Source organism: Bacillus cereus group sp. BfR-BA-01381 (assembly GCF_022663555.1).
In the GTDB taxonomy this organism is placed as follows: Bacteria; Bacillota; Bacilli; order Bacillales; family Bacillaceae_G; genus Bacillus_A; species Bacillus_A pacificus.
In genome coordinates, this window is sequence record NZ_JAKUFR010000054.1 from 1 (window position 1) to 16,326 (window position 16,326).

Consider the following 16,326-nt stretch of genomic DNA (forward strand, 5'->3'; position numbering starts at 1 on the left):
ATAAGGCTTTTCTGGTACATTCTTTGTATCATCCACAATCGCCTCATTTACGATTTCTTCCCCCACTTTTACGCTTTCTTTTACCTTCGCTTTAAAGACAATGCTTCTTTCCTCTGTATCTGTAATTGCTGGATATTTTGCCATTACCTTATTATTTTTCACCTGTAGCTCTTCTGGTTTCGGTTTAGAACCTTCTGCCGTGATGCTTCCTTCTACATACTCTAAACCATTTGGTAACGTATCCTTTATATTTACCTCTACTAGTTTTCCGTTTTCTACTGTGTTTTTAAAACGAATTCGGTATTCTACTTCTTCTCCTAGTTTTGGTTTATGATTATTCGCCACTTTCTGAGCAACAACTTTACCGTCTTTATATTGCGGAGTAATTTTCACATAAGGTTCTTCTGGCTCATTTTTTGTATCTACTACGATTGCCTTATTGACAATTTCCTTACCTATTTCTGCCTCTTCTTTTACTTTCGCTTTAAAGACAATGCTTCTTTCTTTCGTATCCGTAATTTCTAGATACTTTGCCATTACCTTGCCGTTTTCCACTTTCAGTTCTACTGGATCCGGTTTAGAACCTTCTGCTTTCAAACTGTTCTCCACATACTCTAATCCAGCTGGAATTTCATCTTCTACTTTAACCTCTACTAGTTTTCCGTTTTCTACCGTATTTTTAAAACGAATTCGGTATTCTACTTCTTCTCCTAATTTCGGCTTCTTATTATTTACAAATTTCTCAGCTTTCAGCTTACCGTCTTTATATTCTGGGGTAATCGTTACCTCTGAGGTCGTTGGATTCTTCGTATCATCAACAACTACTTTATTAACAATACCTTCCCCAACTTTGAAGTCTTCTTTTACTTTCGCTTTAAAGATGATACTTCTTTCTTCTCTATCCGTAATCTCTGGATATTTGGCAATTACTTTTCCATCTTTCACTTGCAACTCTACCGGCTCTGGCTTAGCTCCTTCTGCTTTCACACTGTCTTTCACATACTCTAATCCATTCGGTAAATTATCTTCTATTTTCACCTCTGCTAGTTTTCCGTTTTCTACCGTGTTTTTAAAGCTAATTCGGTATTCTACTTCTTCTCCTAACTTCGGTGATGAATTATTTACTACTTTTTTTGCTTCAACTTTTCCATCTTTATGCTGCGGAGTAATTTCTGCCGTCGATGTTTCTGGCTCATTTTTCGTATCATCAATAATTGCTTTATTGACGATTTTTTCACCGATTTTCACTTCAGCTTTTACTTTCACTTTAAAGATGATACTTCTTTCTTCTCTATCCGTAATTGCTGGATATTTGGCCATTATCTTACCGTTTTCAAATTTCAGTTCTACTGAATCTGTTCCGGCACCTTCTGCTTTCAAACTGTTTTCTACATACTCTAAACCTTCTGGTAACGTATCTTCTATTTTTACCTCTGCTAGTTTTCCGTTTTCCACCGTATTTTTAAAGCTAATTCGATATTCTACTTCTTCTCCTAACTTAGGTAATAGATTATTTACTACTTTTTTCGCTTCAAGTTTTCCATCTTTATGCTGCGGAATAATTTCTGCTTTCGGTGTCTCTGGTGGATGTTTCGTATCACTCACAATTGCTTCATTAACAATTGTATCGCTCACGTTACCTTTTACTTTCACTTTAAAGGTAATACTTCTCTCTTTTGTATCCGTAATCTCTGGATACTTCGCCATTACCTTACCGTTTTCAAATTTCAATTCCACCGGATCCGGCTTAGAACCTTCCGCTTGTAAACTACCTTTCACGTACTCTAATCCATTTGGTAAATCATCTTTTATTTTTACCTCTGCTAGCTTTCCGTGCTCTACCGTATTCTTAAAGCTAATTCGGTATTCTACTTCTTCTTCTAACTTCGGTGATACATTATTTACTGTCTTTTTCGCTTCAAGTTTTCCATCTTTATACTGAGGAATAATTTCCGCTGTCGGATTAACTGGCTTGTTTTGCGAATCATCAATAGTTGCTTTATTGACGATTTTCTCACCGACTTTTACTTCTTCTTTTACCTTTACTTTAAAAGTAATACTTCTTTCTTCTGTATCCGTAATTGCTGGATACTTTGCCATTACCTTACCATTTTCCACTTTCAACTCTACTGGATTTGGTCCAGCACCTTCTGCTTTCAAACTATTTTCTACATACTCTAAACCTTCTGGTAACGTATCTTCTATTTTCACCTCTGCTAGTTTTCCGTTCTTTACCGTATTTTTAAAGCTAATTCGGTATTCTACTTCTTCTCCTAACTTCGGCGTTTCATTATTTACGCTTTTCTTCGCTTTAATTTTTCCATCTTTATGTAATGGCGTAATTTTTGCTTCTGGCTCTTTCATATCATCAATAATTGCCTTATTGACAATCTCCTTACCTACTTCCGCTTCTTCTTTCACCTTTACTTTAAAGACGATACTTCTTTCTTTCGTATCCGTAATATTTTCGTATTCAGCGATAACTTTTCCATCTTTCACATGTAACTTTACTGGAGTCGGTTTATCGCCTTCTGCCTTTTCACTATCTTTTACATACTCTAAACCGTTAGGAATTGTATCCTCTATTTTTATCTTTTCTAGTCTTCCGTTTTCTACCGTATTCTTAAAGCTAATTCGGTATTCCACTTCTTCTCCTAGTTTTGGTGATGGATTATCTACTACCTTAGCCGCATCAATGATCCCATCTTTATATTGCGGAGTAATTCTTTCTTCCGGCTCAATTGGTTGATGTTTCGTATCATCAACAATTGCTTTATTCACAATTTCTTTACCTACTTCTGCCTCTTCTTTCACCTTTACTTTAAAGACGATACTTCTTTCTTTCGTATCCGTAATATCGATATACTTAGCTTTAACTACTCCATTTTCAACAGCTAATTCTACTGGTTCAGGTGCTTCCCCTTCAGCCTTGATGCTATTTTCTACATATTCAAGACCTTTTGGAATTGTATCTTCCACTCGCACCTCTTCTAGTTTTCCGTTCTCTACCATATTATGAAAACTAATGCGGTACTCAATTTCTTCTTCTAGCTTTGGTTTCTTATTATTAACTACCTTTGTAGCGGCAATTTCCCCTTTTTTACTTTGCGGTGTAATAACAACTTTTGATTCAACAGGCTCATTTTTCGGATCTTTTGCAATTGCTTTATTTACAATTGCCTCCCCTACTTTTGCCGAATCTTTTACTTTCACTTTAAAAACAATACTTCTTTTTTCTGTATCCGTAATTTCTGGATACTTTGCAATTACTTTACCATCTTCCATTTTTAGTTCTACTGGCTCTGGTTTGATGCCTTCAGCTTTCAAACTATCTTTTACGTATTCAACATCTTTAGGTAATGTATCTTCTACCAGTACATTTTCTAGTTTTCCGTTTTCTACCGTATTATGAAATGTAATGCGGTACTCCACTTCTTCTCCTAGTTTTGGTGTTTGATTCGTTACACTTTTGTCTACATCCACTTTACCGTATTTATAATCCGGCGTAATCTTTTCTTCTGGATGCTCCGACTGAACATTCGGATTGCTCACAATTGCTTTATTAACAATTGTTTCTCCTACTTTTGCTTCTTCTTTTACTTTCACTTTAAAAGTAATGCTTCGCTCTTTCGTATCCGTAATCTCTGGATATTTTGCGATTACCTTACCACTTTCTACTTTTAACTCTACTGGACTTGGTCCAGCACCTTCAGCTCTCTCACTACCTGGAACAAATTCTAAGTTAGCTGGAATTTCATCTTCTATTGTAACTGCCTCTAGTTTTCCATTTTCCACCGTATTTTTGAAGCTAATTTCATATTCAACTTCTTCTCCTAGCTTCGGCTTCTTATTTGTTGCTTTTTTCTTTGCATCAATTTTACCGGCCTTATACTGTGGTGTAATCTTTTCTTCTAGATTCTTTGGTGGATTTGTTTTATCACTAACAATTGCTTTGTTAACAATTTCTTCACCAATTTTTGCAGTTTCTTTTACCTTTGTTTTAAAGACGATGCTTCTTTCTTCCATATCCGTAATTGCTGGATACTTTGCAATGATTTTTCCTTTTTCAAATTTCAGTTCTATCGGCTCTGGTTGTATACCTTCAGCTTTCAAACTACCTTTTACAAATTCAAGACTACTCGGTAATTCGTCTTCAATCGTCAATACATCTAGACGTCCATCTTTGATAATATTTTTAAAACTAATACGATACTCTACCTCGTCACCTACAATCGGTGTTTTATTAGAAGCTACTTTTGTCGCTTCTATTTCTCCATGAATCTCTTTTGGAATCGTAACCGTAACATTTGCATCGTCTTCACTCTCATACTTTATCTCGGCACTATCTTGTCCCTTTACAGCAACAACATTTTTTACTTTTGTATCTGATTGTATAGACTCTTTCACTTTCGCCTTAAATGTAATAACGGCACTTTCACCAGGCTGTAAAACGCCACCGTCTTTAGCATCTGCCCCTTCACCAATACGAAAATCAATTTGATTATTTACAAACTCTGCTTCATCATCGTTCGCATCATCAGTTTTTTGCCCTTTATTACTACCAGTAACATATTGAATGGACCCCGGGACGTACTCTAAGTGATCATCTAATTTATCAAAACCTTTTACATTAGATACCGGCGCTTGATTGTTCTTCGTATCATTTTTCACTTCAATTTGGTACGTAATCTCTTCGCCAGCTTTAACTTCCTTAATTTCTTTTCCGGCGCTATCTAACGCCTTTTTATCAACTTGTAAGTTTGGTGCATTATGCTCTGTGACGAATGTGGTATTGTTTAGTACGTAAATATCACCGCCACCACCGTATGCTCTAAAACGCAGCTTTCCTTCTTTTAGATCATTTTTCACTTGTTTTGGACCTTCAAGATGATACGTATGAATATCAGTACTAAATGAATTTGTCCAATCTGGGTTATATCCCGGATATTTTTTTGTAACAAACTCGTTAGTACCATCCACTTGTACTTCTGTCATAGACGAGTCATTAACATCATTATCTTTACCGTTAATATTTTTTAACTTTTGATATCCTAATCCAAAGTCATATTCTCCATAATCATAGGCATATCCATCATTATCAGCAGGATCTCCTTGTGACGAGAAATAACTAAATTTCGCCTTAAAAGCCCCTTCTTTCGGTGTGTTTATTTTATTAACATTAATATCTGCCCAAGCTGTACTTTTTTGAGAAACTAAACCTTCCCAAACTTTCATATCTTTTACGGTTTCTTTATAGTTTTCATAGACTAATATAAGATTCCAGTTGCCCCAGTAGTAGCCACTACCCTTTTCATATTTAATTTGTGGTACATTCGCAACTGTCACCGTTTGAGAAATGCCTTGTTTTGCAATTACATTCGTCACATCAGCATATGCAACATATCCTGCACCACTGCTGTAGTGATTTGCAATATACGGTAAATAGTCTGCTTTTCGTATACTATCGGCACTTATTTCAGCGTATTGCTTATTTCCCATTTTCATTTTAACGGGCTGTCTTACATCTTCATCGCTAACTCTATAATCTGGCCTTGCATCACCTGGAGTCCCCATAGCTGCTGTCCAAAATAAATACGCCTTTTTCACTTTACTTCCAGCAGGGATGTTAGGAAAAGCACCTGTTGATGAATTAAATGTAGTATCATCATTATCAACATCTACAGCTTGTTTATTTATTTTTCCGCCCACACTTTGCCTAGTATAATGATTATCTGTTAACCCAAGTGTCACATTACCAGTCTGTACTAAATTACCAGCAGTAATTACAGAATACAGTGGATCTCCAAACCCTTGCTTATCTCCTACTTGGATTTTAACCTTTGAAGCATTCTCTGATGCAGTTTGTACTTCTGTACCATTCTGCTTTTCTGCCTCTTTTTCTAGCTGCTTCTCATCTTCAGCTACTGGTTGTTTTGGCAGTTCTGTTTTTGATGCAGATTTATTTTTATCTTCTACAGATACTTTTAGCTTTTCATCAACTTTTTTAATTGTATTACCAGCTGATGGATCGACTTCTTTCTTACTACTGTCAGCCTCATCATCGGCATTAGCTTCAACCTTGTCTTCAGAAGGGATCCCTTCAACATCTACAGACATGTTCCCTATTTGTACTTGATCTTTTTGCACGCTAATCTTTTGTTTGTATTCTTTATTAAAACGCTGCGTGCGACTAGCTTTTATTAACACCGTTATTTTTTTATGTGATTTTAAATCTTGAATTTTAAGATTTGAAGAAAGAAGCTTTCCTCCCTTATCTTTTTCTTCAATATAGTAATCATTTACCTTATTTTCAGATAACTTCTCTCCGTTTACTTTCACAGATTGTGAAAGAAACGTAATTTCATTTTCATTACTTTGTTTAAGTACCAATTCTTGAATTGGTGTATCTCCCGTATTTTCAATCGTATATTGAAATACGTGCTCCCTCTCAGCCACTTCTCCCTTATATATTTCAGCATTTACTTGCTCTGCCTTAATTCTCACATCATTTCCTTGTAACTCATCCCAGTTCTTCTTATTTATCTCTGTAGCAAAAGCACTAGGTGAAGGCAATATGATGGATAGGAGAAGCGCGATTATTGTTACGACATTAAAACACTTCAACGATTTCTTCATATTTTTTACCTTTCTCCTTTCTATATATTTGCTATCCGTCTACTTATAGACAAAAACATAACAATATATATCCACTCGCAACAATCCGTCCTATGAAGATTTCTCATTGAAACCTTTATTTCAACAATGCAAATCTTATAGAATATTACTATTTTAATTTATCAAAAATAGCATATATATCGGATACTTATACAAACCTTTACTACTTTTTAATATAGTAAAAAGCATCTAATTGTATAGGTTTATATAACAGTTAAAGGATACATAAAAATCTTAACATACTCCCTAATCTATTTATACAAGCAATAGGGAATTTACCATTTTTTACTTATTTCAGTTTGTTATTTATCATTAAAATTTTCAAAAAACAGTAACCGTTACATGTAAAAATATGTTATATTTTTAACATAAGAACAAACGTTCTCGTTTTGAAGGAGGAATTTTTTATGATAAACGAACCAATTATAGTAAAAAAAAAAGCTTTCCAAGCAATAGGCATTTCGATTACGACGACCAACGAAAAAGAGGCATCTACTGAAGGAAAAATTCCTGGTCTTTGGAACCGCTACTTCCAAGAACAACTCATGCATCACATCCCAAATCAACAAACGAAAGAAACATTCGCTTTCTACTCAAACTACAAATCAGACGAAACTGGTACATATCAATTCACAATCGGTATGCCCGTTTCTTCATTAGAAGACGTTCCTGAAAATATGACAACTTTAACAATACCTGCCGCTACGTATGCGGTATTTACAACGAGAAAAGGACCAATTGCTGAAGTCGTTTGCGAAGCTTGGGAATATATTTGGAAATGGTCAAAAGAAAACAAACGTGCTTTCACAATAGACTTCGAGCTATACGATGAAAAAGCAACAGATCCAAACAACGCACAATTGGATATTTATATTGCATTAGCCTAAACGACAAAAGAGAAGATACCATTTGGTATCTTCTCTTTTGTCGTTAAATAGCCACTGTGCAAATCCAACATAATTGTCTACAATGAGAAAGTGCAGTATAGAAATATTAGAAACTGTATAAAGTGATTGTTAACAAGTTTTTTAGTTTAAATTTGTCGCATAGAAAGGAAGCAATATGGAGGAACTACAACAAAATAAATCTGCTTTAGAAGGAAGCGGAAAACCGTTATTAAAAAATACGAATTTCCTTTTTCTTTGGGCAGCTACTCTTTTTTCAAGTTTCGCTTTAGCCTTTTTTACTTTTTCACAAACGTGGTACATAGCAAAAACATTAAACCTTGAGGCATCACTCGGTGTTGTTTTCGTAGCTCTTAGTGTTCCAAGGCTTATTTTTATGATTATCGGCGGCGCTGTAGCTGATAAATTCCCGAAAAAAAACATTATGTTTTATTCTAATATTGTTCGTGCTATTCTTGTCGCAACCATCCTTACATGGTTTATCGTAGGTGATGTAACACTATATACATTTGCTTTATTCGCTTTATTCTTCGGGCTTGCTGATGCTTTTTTCTGGTCAGCTGATGGATCTATCTTGCCTGAACTTGTCGAAAAAAGCCGTTTAACACAAGCAAACTCACTTACACAAATGACAAACCAAGCATCGGTCATCTTAGGCCCTGTACTTGGCGGCATTCTTATCAAATTTACGAACTATGAAACGATTTTCTCGATTACAATTTTATTACTCATTGTTGCAGCCATACTCGTTCAAAAAATACAATTTACGATGCCAGAGCAGCAAAATACAGACAAAGGTATGTTCACTTCTATTAAAGAAGGAATTTTATATGTAAAGGAATCGCCATTTCTTTCAACTTTCCTTATTTGTAGCGCCTTTCTAAACTTATTTTTAATCGGTCCGATGCAAGTCGGTTTCCCGCTTTTCGTTAAAAATGTTCTGCACGGTGACTCACTTCAGTTTAGTTACTTAGAAGCATCTGTAGGAGGCGGAATGGCGATAGGCGCTGTCATTGTCGGTTTAAAAAATATTAATCGTAGACGCGGTCTATTTTGCATTATCATGATGCTACTGTCTGGTGTCTTCTTCTTATCCATCAACTTTAGCACTGTACTATGGCAAGCATTATTAGCTGGCATGTTTTACGGTATTACAATCGCAATGGCTATCGTTCCACTGATGGCGATGATTCAATCGACAGTAAAAGAAGAAATGATGGGGCGCGTAATGAGTTTGCTTATGCTATCATCAATGGGCTTTATCCCGCTTTCTTATGCATTCACATCCATCGCGCTTGCAATTGGAATTCCAATCGTAACCGTTATGAAAAGTGGTGCAATCGCCGTTATCGTCTTCGTACTATTTGTAGCGATTCGTGTTCCAGTTGTAAGAAAGTTTGATTAACTACTTGGAGTCATGCGTTATACGCATGGCTCCTTTTTAAACGGATCAAATAACGGTATCCCCTTACTTCTTCTCAGTGCTGCTCCCCATTCTAATCCAACTTCTAAAAATAAATCCCGCACTGTACTATATAAAAGAGCCTTCACATTTTTACGGATTTCTCCGTATTTATACGCTCTCACAACGCTTTTCACGCGCCAAATGAAATTTCCATACACTTCTTCATCAGCTAATATTTGCTCCAGTAAAACACCTTGCTCTAGTAACCCACTCTTTTTATATGCAAGTTCCACCTTACTCCAAAATATATTGATCTTCTTCGGATTACTCGTCATCGGTAGAAGTGCATATATAAAAGGCTTCGGTATATTATGACGGCAATACGTCTCATCAAGTTCGTACGTTCCTTTTCTATTCTCTTTTATTTGTGGAAAGTTTTTAAAAAGAATTGTTTCCCCCTCATTTTTTTGCTCATTTTTACTACAGCCAGCTGCATCATTCTCACTTTCACATGCGGACATTCTCATACGGTCATCCATGCGGTCAATTGCAGATGTAAGAAAAACATATAAGTTCGCACTATATCCGCCTCGCCTATGTCTTTCTTTTGTTGCAACACGCTTTATAATTCCTAATTCCTCTAACTTTGCAATGGAGCGACGTACTGTACGAATACTTTTTCCAACATTTGTAGCAATTGTCTCCATTAACGGACAAGCAACTCCCACTGTTTTCTGTTTCTCATTCACTGCGTACTTTCCTAAAAAATGAATAATGGTAGCATCCGTTTTATTTAATTGAAATCGATAATGTTTCAAAACTTGTTTTTGATATGTATTAAATTCTTCTTTACTTCGAAATTCACTATATGGTTTCATTAAGTTATATAAGCTTCCCATTTTTATCACCTCATTTATAAGTAAGAGGCAGGAAGGGAATTTGGCGTGCTATTTAATATTTTTTTAGTGGAGATGAAAATATGATCGTAATTAGCGCTTGTTTAGGTGGTATCGCTTGTCGGTATGATGGAAATGACAATCTCGTTTCAAAAATAGGGGATTTGCTGCAACAAGAAGATACAGTCCTCATTTGTCCTGAAGTATTAGGAGGATTACCAACGCCTCGTCCTTCGGCTGAGATTATCGGCGGGAATGGCGATGACGTTTTGGATGGAAAAGCAAAAGTGATGACAAAAGACGGTGAAGATGTCACGGAATCTTTCGTGAGTGGCGCTTATAAAGCGCTAGAACAAATTAAAAATTTACAACCAGAATATATTATTTTGAAAGAACGTAGTCCATCTTGTGGTAGTTCTACAATTTACACTGGAGAATTTAACGGGAATAAACAAACTGGTTACGGGGTAACAACTGCTTTATTCAAAAGACATGGATTGAAAGTCATTTCAGAAGAAGATTTTGAGAATATAAAAAGGAATTGACCCTGTTCGTCAATTCCTCTTTTCTTTCTTATTTCACGCCTAGTTTTTCTTTCACTTTCGCAGGAAGCTCGTCTTTCTTTACTTCTTCCCAAGCTGATACACCTTTTTTATCTGAGTGATATACGCGTAAGAATGCTTCTTTACGAAGATTTTTTTGTGCAGTAAATTCTAATTCTTTTTCTTTACCTTCTTTATCAAATCCAGTTAATTTATATTGGTAATCTTTATATGGTTCACCATTATCAGATTTACCATTATACTCTTTTCCATCTACTGTAATTTGAACGTAGTACTCATCTTTACCCATACGATTTAAATCACAGCCAACTAAAAGACTCGCAAATACAACTAAAATACTAAAAAGTGCAATATATCTTTTCATTTCCTTCACCTCATGTGTTTTTCTTATATTGTTATCTTAAAGCCCAGAGCTTAAAGAAGAAATTCAAAAACATGACATGAACATTACACTTTTGTAAGATAGTAATTATTTCTTCACTTTAGAAACCGTCATCCCGTCACCAATTGGAATAAGTACAGATTCTAAATTCGGATGAGCTGCTACTACTTCATTAAACTTCTTCATAACTTCTGTATAACGTTTTTGTTTCGCACCTTCATCAGCTACACTACCACCAGCTAGAACATTATCTGTAACAATTAAAGCACCTGGCTTAGCAAGCTTAATGCAGTACGTTAAGTAATTTTCATAATTCTCCTTATCGGCATCGATAAAGAAAAAATCAAATCGCTTATTACCTGTAGCTAATATTTCAAGACTTTGTAAGGCAGCACCAGTCATATATAACACTTGTTTTCCGAATCCCGCTTTATGTAGATTGCTATGTGCTACCTTTGCATATTTTTCTTCTAGTTCCAGTGAAGTTAACGTCCCCCCTTCTCCAAAACCTTTCGCAAGACAAATTCCGCTATACCCACCTAATGCACCTATTTCTAAAATATCTTTCGCTCCAGAAATAGAAACTAACATCGTCAAAAGTTTACCAGAAGAAGGCGATACCGATATGGGCGGCATTTCGTTTTCTTTTATGGAAGCAATCACTTCATCCAAAATTGTATCTTGACTACAAAATACGGAATCAATATAACGATTAATTTGTTTCATCAGATGCAGTCCCTTTCTCTAAATCTGCCTTCTCATCTAACATAGGCGCTTCTTCTGTTTCACTCTCATGTATTTCAAATAGTTGTGTAAATTCATTAATAACCATATCAATTGCCTTTAATTCCCCAATTAAAATTTGCTGAATAGACTGGAATTCTGGCTCACTTAACTGTTGTTTAATTGTCGCTCGTTTCAAATTCATCATTTCTAAAAAAGCAATTGCTCTCCCGCGTCGAAATGTTTTCGGCCCGCGATGATGCGCTCCATCTCTCCCTTTATGACGCTCACCACGGTGGTGTCCTTCTTTCATGAACTTATCTTTTCTCATTTCAAATCCCCCTTTGTATACAAATGTATACATTTATTTTATTAATCACAAGTGTATACGTTTGTATACATAATGTCAAAAGAAAAAGCCTTAAGGGAGATGAATTTTATCATTCATCTCCCTTAAGGCTTTTTCTCCGCTATCTCTTTACTACCAATTTTTTATGTACCGATTACCGCCAATAACGTCTTTCACGCCAGTTTCGCCACTTATCATGGGCTTTATCACGTAATTTCCTTATACCGTTTATTACACCTTCTATTATGCATTCTATTATAATATCTATCACAATGTATCTTATAAATCTAAGAATAGGACCTATAGTGTACTTCAATATAAATTCAAAAATATTTTCCAGCATATATCCTCTCTTTCTGCCCTTCAATTATAACTGGAAAACAGAGAACTTGAAGCTCAAATAAATGATAAAGAAATTAGAAGTCACTAGATGAAAAAGGATTTCTAAGTGATGAATGGAATATATATTTATTGTTTTCTGGCTTTTGAGAGGAGAAATAATATGAATCCTATTTTATTAGATGTTCCGTTACAAATAGAAACAGACAGACTCATTCTTCGAGCACCACTTCAAGCAGGTGAAGGGAATGTAGTACATAAAGCTATTAAAGATTCAATTCATGAATTAAAGCAATGGTTGTCTCTATTCCAGTCCATTCCTACTGTTGAAGACACGGAGATTCTTCTAAGAAATGCACATATAGGTTTTTTGAAAAGAGAAAGCTTTCGCTATCTTATCTGTCATAAGGAGACGAATGATTTTATTGGAACTGCTAGCCTTCACGCAATTGATTGGAAGGTTTCTAAATGTGAAATTGGATACTGGATTAACACGCAATTTAGTGGCAGCGGATATATGACAGAAACAGTAAATGCATTAACAAATCTTGGATTTCAGTTATTCAAATTTAGAAGGATTGAAATACGATGTGAATGTAATAACACGAAAAGTCGTGCGATTCCTGAAAAACTAGGCTTTGAACTTGAAGGGATATTACGCAATGAAGATTTTTCAGCTGACGGCAAACAACTAACTGATACTTGTATCTATGCAAAGATACAGTAAAACTTTAATAAGCTCTTATCAATTGGACTTTTACGCCAAAAGAAAAGACCTCCTTAACGATTTTATTTCATCGCTAAAAAGGTCTTTTTCTATTTCCCCTAAAAACTTAGCACTCTTCCGGCTTACCAGCATTTGTCGCTGTACGGAAAGATGATCCACATCCGCATGATGCGATTGCGTTTGGATTGTCGATTGTGAATCCGCCGCCAAGCATAGATTGTTTATAATCAATTTTTACTCCTTTAACAATGGGAGCACTTTCTTTATCGATAACAAATTCAACACCGAAAAACTCAAGAACTGTGTCGTCTTCTTTTGGTTCTACTTCAAATCCTAAGCCGTAAGAAAGACCACTACATCCGCCGCCATGTACAGCAAGGCGCACGTACTTCTCTCCATCTTCAGCATCTTTTAACATATCTTTAATTTGAAAAGCTGCTTGTTCTGTTACTTCAATCATGAAATACACCATCCTTTCTGTTCTCATTCTATTATACATCTTTACGCTTCTATCTTGTACTCATACACTCCGCGGCAAATTACTTCTGCTGGTCCTTTCATTAACACATTGCCTTCTTCTGTCCATGCAATCATTAAATCGCCGCCAGCCAAATGAACTGTAATTTCCTTACCACGTTCCATCTTTCCATTTAAAATAGAGGCTACAACTGCAGCACACGCCCCTGTTCCGCAAGCTTGTGTTACACCAGATCCACGTTCCCAAACGCGGAAGTTCATCTCTTCCTCATTTAAGATTTCGATGAATTCAACATTTACTCGTTCCGGGAACATTTCATGTGTCTCAAGGACTGGACCAAGCGTTGTAAGAGGTGCTTGGTCTACATCATCAACAAAAATAACTGCATGCGGATTCCCCATTGAAACAGCTGTAAATGCATAACGATGATTATTGTATAAGAAGTTTTCACGAATAAATGGTGTTTCACCTTCACCAAGCATCGGTATTTCTGCACGGGTTAAACGAGGTGCTCCCATGTCGATTTTCGCTAATGTAACTTTCCCTTCTTCTACCGTTACTTCCGCCGTTACAATGCCAGCTAACGTTTCAATTGTGAAAACTGTATCTTCTACTAGTTTATGCTCATACGCATATTTCGCTACGCAGCGTAAACCATTACCACAGCTCTTTCCTTCTGATCCATCATTATTAAACATGCGCATTTTCACCGGCGCTACGTCAGATGGACAAATTAAAATCATTCCATCTGCTCCAATACCAGTATTAATATTTGAAACCTTTTCCGCCACAAGAGCTAAATCTTCTTCCGGAATTTGTTCTTCAAACATATTTACATATATATAACTATTGCCAAGACCATGCATTTTTGTAAAAGAAAATTGGCTCATTTGTATTCACTCCAAAAATAATTTGTTATTTCAAGTATAAAATGCACGCTTTTAGAACACAATATGAATGTCCCCCGTTTCTCATATTTGACAACATTTGGCGATGAGCCAATCTTGCGCAAATTGTGTAAGAAAAAGCCCTTCTAAAAGGGCCTTTTTTTATTTATATACAATATTATCCCCCTGTGAAAGAAGATTTTATCTCATAAGAAAAATAAAAAGGTGCTGCCGATTGCAACACCTTAAAACATTGGATTTTCATCCAAATACTCATATACATTATTAACAAGTTCTTCTACTGTAGCACCTTGTACTACTTCACCATTTACAAGTGCAAACGGTCCTTCAAAACAAATGCCACAATATCCTAAACAACCATACTCCATTACATCTAAATTCGGATCTTTTTCTAATTTCTCTAAAGCTGCTTGTGAACCACTTGCAAGGTTACCTACACAAAATTCAATTAATGGTTTAATCAAAATTCTCCCCCCTGTACTACAAAACAAATTACTTTCTGACTTCATCTATAAGAAAAAAACTAAGCTGTTTCTTGTTGTTTTCATTACACCTTCTAAACTATTTAGTTACTTCATTATTTCACTTCAAAATAGATGATTCCTTCTATATAACATGCTACTTGCGATGAAATGGTAACTAAATAAGAAAAACAGTTTACTCTACTTTTCTTCTTATTGTACAACAGAGTATTCATTCATGCATTGTTATTTGTTCACAAATTCGATATAATTTGATTGAGTAAAGTCAAAATATTTTATTAATATAAAATTTTATGATTAGGGGATATTTCAACAGAAAAGGGGTAATCCATCATGAAACACCTCGTAATATTAGGTGGCGGCTACGGTGGAATGAGAATTCTGCAGCGGCTACTTCCAAGCAACCAACTTCCAGATGATGTACAAGTGACATTAATCGACAAAGTACCATATCATTGCTTCAAAACTGAATATTATGCATTAGTTGCGGGTACTATTTCAGAAACGCATATTCGTATACCGTTTCCTGAACACCCACGCCTCAATATTCAATACGGCACAGTAACAAATATTGATCTCGAAGAAAAAGCTGTTCATCTCGATGGCGGCGAAGCGCTCCAATATGATGATTTAATTATTGGACTTGGCTGTGAGGATAAATACCATAACGTTCCTGGGGCGAAGGAATATACACATAGCCTACAATCGATTGAACAAACACGTAAGACATATGAACAATTAAATAGTCTAGAACCAAATGCAACAGTAGCTGTCGTTGGCGCTGGATTAAGTGGCGTTGAAGTTGCAAGTGAACTTCGCGAGAGTCGTTCTGATTTAAAAATCTACTTATTTGATCGAAAAGATAGAATTCTATTCCCATATCCAGAGAAATTAAGTAGATATGTAGAAGAATGGTTCGTAAAACATAAAGTTACTATCATACGAAACTCTAACATTACAAAAGTAGAGCCAAATATTGTGTACAACCACGATGAACCACTTGAATGTGATGCAATCGTCTGGACAGCTGGTATTCAAGCCAATGAAGTTGTTCGAAACCTTCCAGTTGAACAAGATGGTAGCGGACGGGTTGTTTTAACAAAATATCACAATATTCCAAATAACGAGCACGTATATGTTGTAGGAGATTGTGCAGCACTTCCACACGCACCATCTGCACAACTTGCTGAAGGACAAGGAGAACAAATTGTCCAAATATTATTAAAACGTTGGAATAATGAACCACTTCCTGACGAACTACCTGTCATTAAATTAAAAGGTGTTCTCGGCTCTCTTGGTAAGAAGCATGGCTTTGGTTTGCTAGCAAACCAACCATTAATGGGACGTGTACCAAGGTTACTAAAATCCGGTATCCTCTGGATGTACAAATATCATAACGGTTAATACTTTACAGGCTGTCTCCTAAGTAGGCAGCCTCTCTTATTCGTTAAAATATAATTATCAGACACATCTTTCTCAATATGAATCATGATT

Annotated in this window: 14 protein-coding genes; 5 read left to right on the forward strand and 9 right to left on the reverse strand. The window is 35.8% G+C overall.

The genetic code is table 11. The features are described 5' to 3' along the window. Positions 1-6,636 (reverse strand): isopeptide-forming domain-containing fimbrial protein (locus MR079_RS18075; protein ID WP_242294391.1); only part of this gene is annotated, 6,636 nt, incomplete at its 3' end. A 446-nt stretch (positions 6,637-7,082) separates the two neighbouring features. On the opposite strand from MR079_RS18075, the gene MR079_RS18080 reads away from it, so the two are divergent. Together MR079_RS18080 and MR079_RS18085 are read left to right on the forward strand one after the other, a co-directional pair. After that, the gene (locus tag MR079_RS18080) at positions 7,083-7,562 is read left to right on the forward strand and encodes a GyrI-like domain-containing protein (protein WP_242294392.1); all 480 of its coding nucleotides are present in this window, start codon (positions 7,083-7,085) and stop codon (positions 7,560-7,562) included. Between the two features lie 175 nt (positions 7,563-7,737). Then, complete coding sequence (locus MR079_RS18085) at positions 7,738-8,985, forward strand: MFS transporter (protein ID WP_001974166.1); 1,248 nt, start codon at positions 7,738-7,740, stop codon at positions 8,983-8,985. Between the two features lie 17 nt (positions 8,986-9,002). Here MR079_RS18085 and MR079_RS18090 read toward each other — a convergent pair whose 3' ends face one another. Next, the gene (locus tag MR079_RS18090; protein WP_242294393.1) at positions 9,003-9,884 is read right to left on the reverse strand and encodes a helix-turn-helix domain-containing protein; all 882 of its coding nucleotides are present in this window, start codon (positions 9,882-9,884) and stop codon (positions 9,003-9,005) included. Positions 9,885-9,964: 80 nt separating this feature from the next. Here MR079_RS18090 and MR079_RS18095 point away from each other — a divergent pair, with 80 nt between their 5' ends. Beyond that, on the forward strand, positions 9,965-10,426 hold the full coding sequence (locus MR079_RS18095) for a 2-thiouracil desulfurase family protein (RefSeq protein ID WP_139868177.1): 462 nt from the start codon (positions 9,965-9,967) through the stop codon (positions 10,424-10,426). Between the two features lie 28 nt (positions 10,427-10,454). On the opposite strand, the gene MR079_RS18100 is transcribed toward MR079_RS18095, so the two are convergent. The 4 genes from MR079_RS18100 to MR079_RS18115 all read right to left on the reverse strand — a co-directional run bounded on the left by MR079_RS18100 (position 10,455) and on the right by MR079_RS18115 (position 12,241). Next, positions 10,455-10,808, reverse strand: coding sequence for a YxeA family protein (locus MR079_RS18100; protein WP_070145328.1), 354 nt, complete (start codon positions 10,806-10,808; stop codon positions 10,455-10,457). Positions 10,809-10,913: 105 nt separating this feature from the next. Next, on the reverse strand, positions 10,914-11,552 hold the full coding sequence (locus MR079_RS18105) for an O-methyltransferase (RefSeq protein WP_139868179.1): 639 nt from the start codon (positions 11,550-11,552) through the stop codon (positions 10,914-10,916). Beyond that, positions 11,539-11,880, reverse strand: coding sequence for a hypothetical protein (locus MR079_RS18110; RefSeq protein ID WP_139868181.1), 342 nt, complete (start codon positions 11,878-11,880; stop codon positions 11,539-11,541). Before MR079_RS18110 ends, MR079_RS18105 begins: the two co-directional genes overlap by 14 nt. Positions 11,881-12,052: 172 nt before the next feature. Further along, positions 12,053-12,241 (reverse strand): hypothetical protein, encoded by a 189-nt coding sequence (locus MR079_RS18115; RefSeq protein WP_139868183.1) that lies wholly within the window; start codon positions 12,239-12,241, stop codon positions 12,053-12,055. Between the two features lie 159 nt (positions 12,242-12,400). On the opposite strand from MR079_RS18115, the gene MR079_RS18120 reads away from it, so the two are divergent. Continuing rightward, positions 12,401-12,964, forward strand: a complete 564-nt coding sequence (locus MR079_RS18120; RefSeq protein ID WP_242294394.1) for a GNAT family N-acetyltransferase — start codon at positions 12,401-12,403, stop codon at positions 12,962-12,964. A 106-nt stretch (positions 12,965-13,070) separates the two neighbouring features. Here the strand turns inward: MR079_RS18120 and MR079_RS18125 are convergent, their stop codons facing one another. The 3 genes from MR079_RS18125 to MR079_RS18135 form a co-directional block, all read right to left on the reverse strand. Continuing rightward, entirely contained in the window at positions 13,071-13,424 is a 354-nt protein-coding gene (locus tag MR079_RS18125) for a HesB/IscA family protein (RefSeq protein WP_000573822.1), read from the reverse strand. A gap of 41 nt (positions 13,425-13,465) precedes the next feature. Continuing rightward, positions 13,466-14,332: a diaminopimelate epimerase gene (gene dapF, locus MR079_RS18130; RefSeq protein WP_000077382.1), complete on the reverse strand. Its 867-nt coding sequence runs from the start codon at positions 14,330-14,332 to the stop codon at positions 13,466-13,468. Positions 14,333-14,574: 242 nt separating this feature from the next. Continuing rightward, positions 14,575-14,814: a YuzB family protein gene (locus MR079_RS18135; RefSeq protein WP_000595026.1), complete on the reverse strand. Its 240-nt coding sequence runs from the start codon at positions 14,812-14,814 to the stop codon at positions 14,575-14,577. A 351-nt stretch (positions 14,815-15,165) separates the two neighbouring features. On the opposite strand from MR079_RS18135, the gene MR079_RS18140 reads away from it, so the two are divergent. Next, complete coding sequence (locus MR079_RS18140) at positions 15,166-16,236, forward strand: NAD(P)/FAD-dependent oxidoreductase (protein ID WP_139868187.1); 1,071 nt, start codon at positions 15,166-15,168, stop codon at positions 16,234-16,236. The last annotated feature ends 90 nt before the right edge of the window (positions 16,237-16,326 follow it).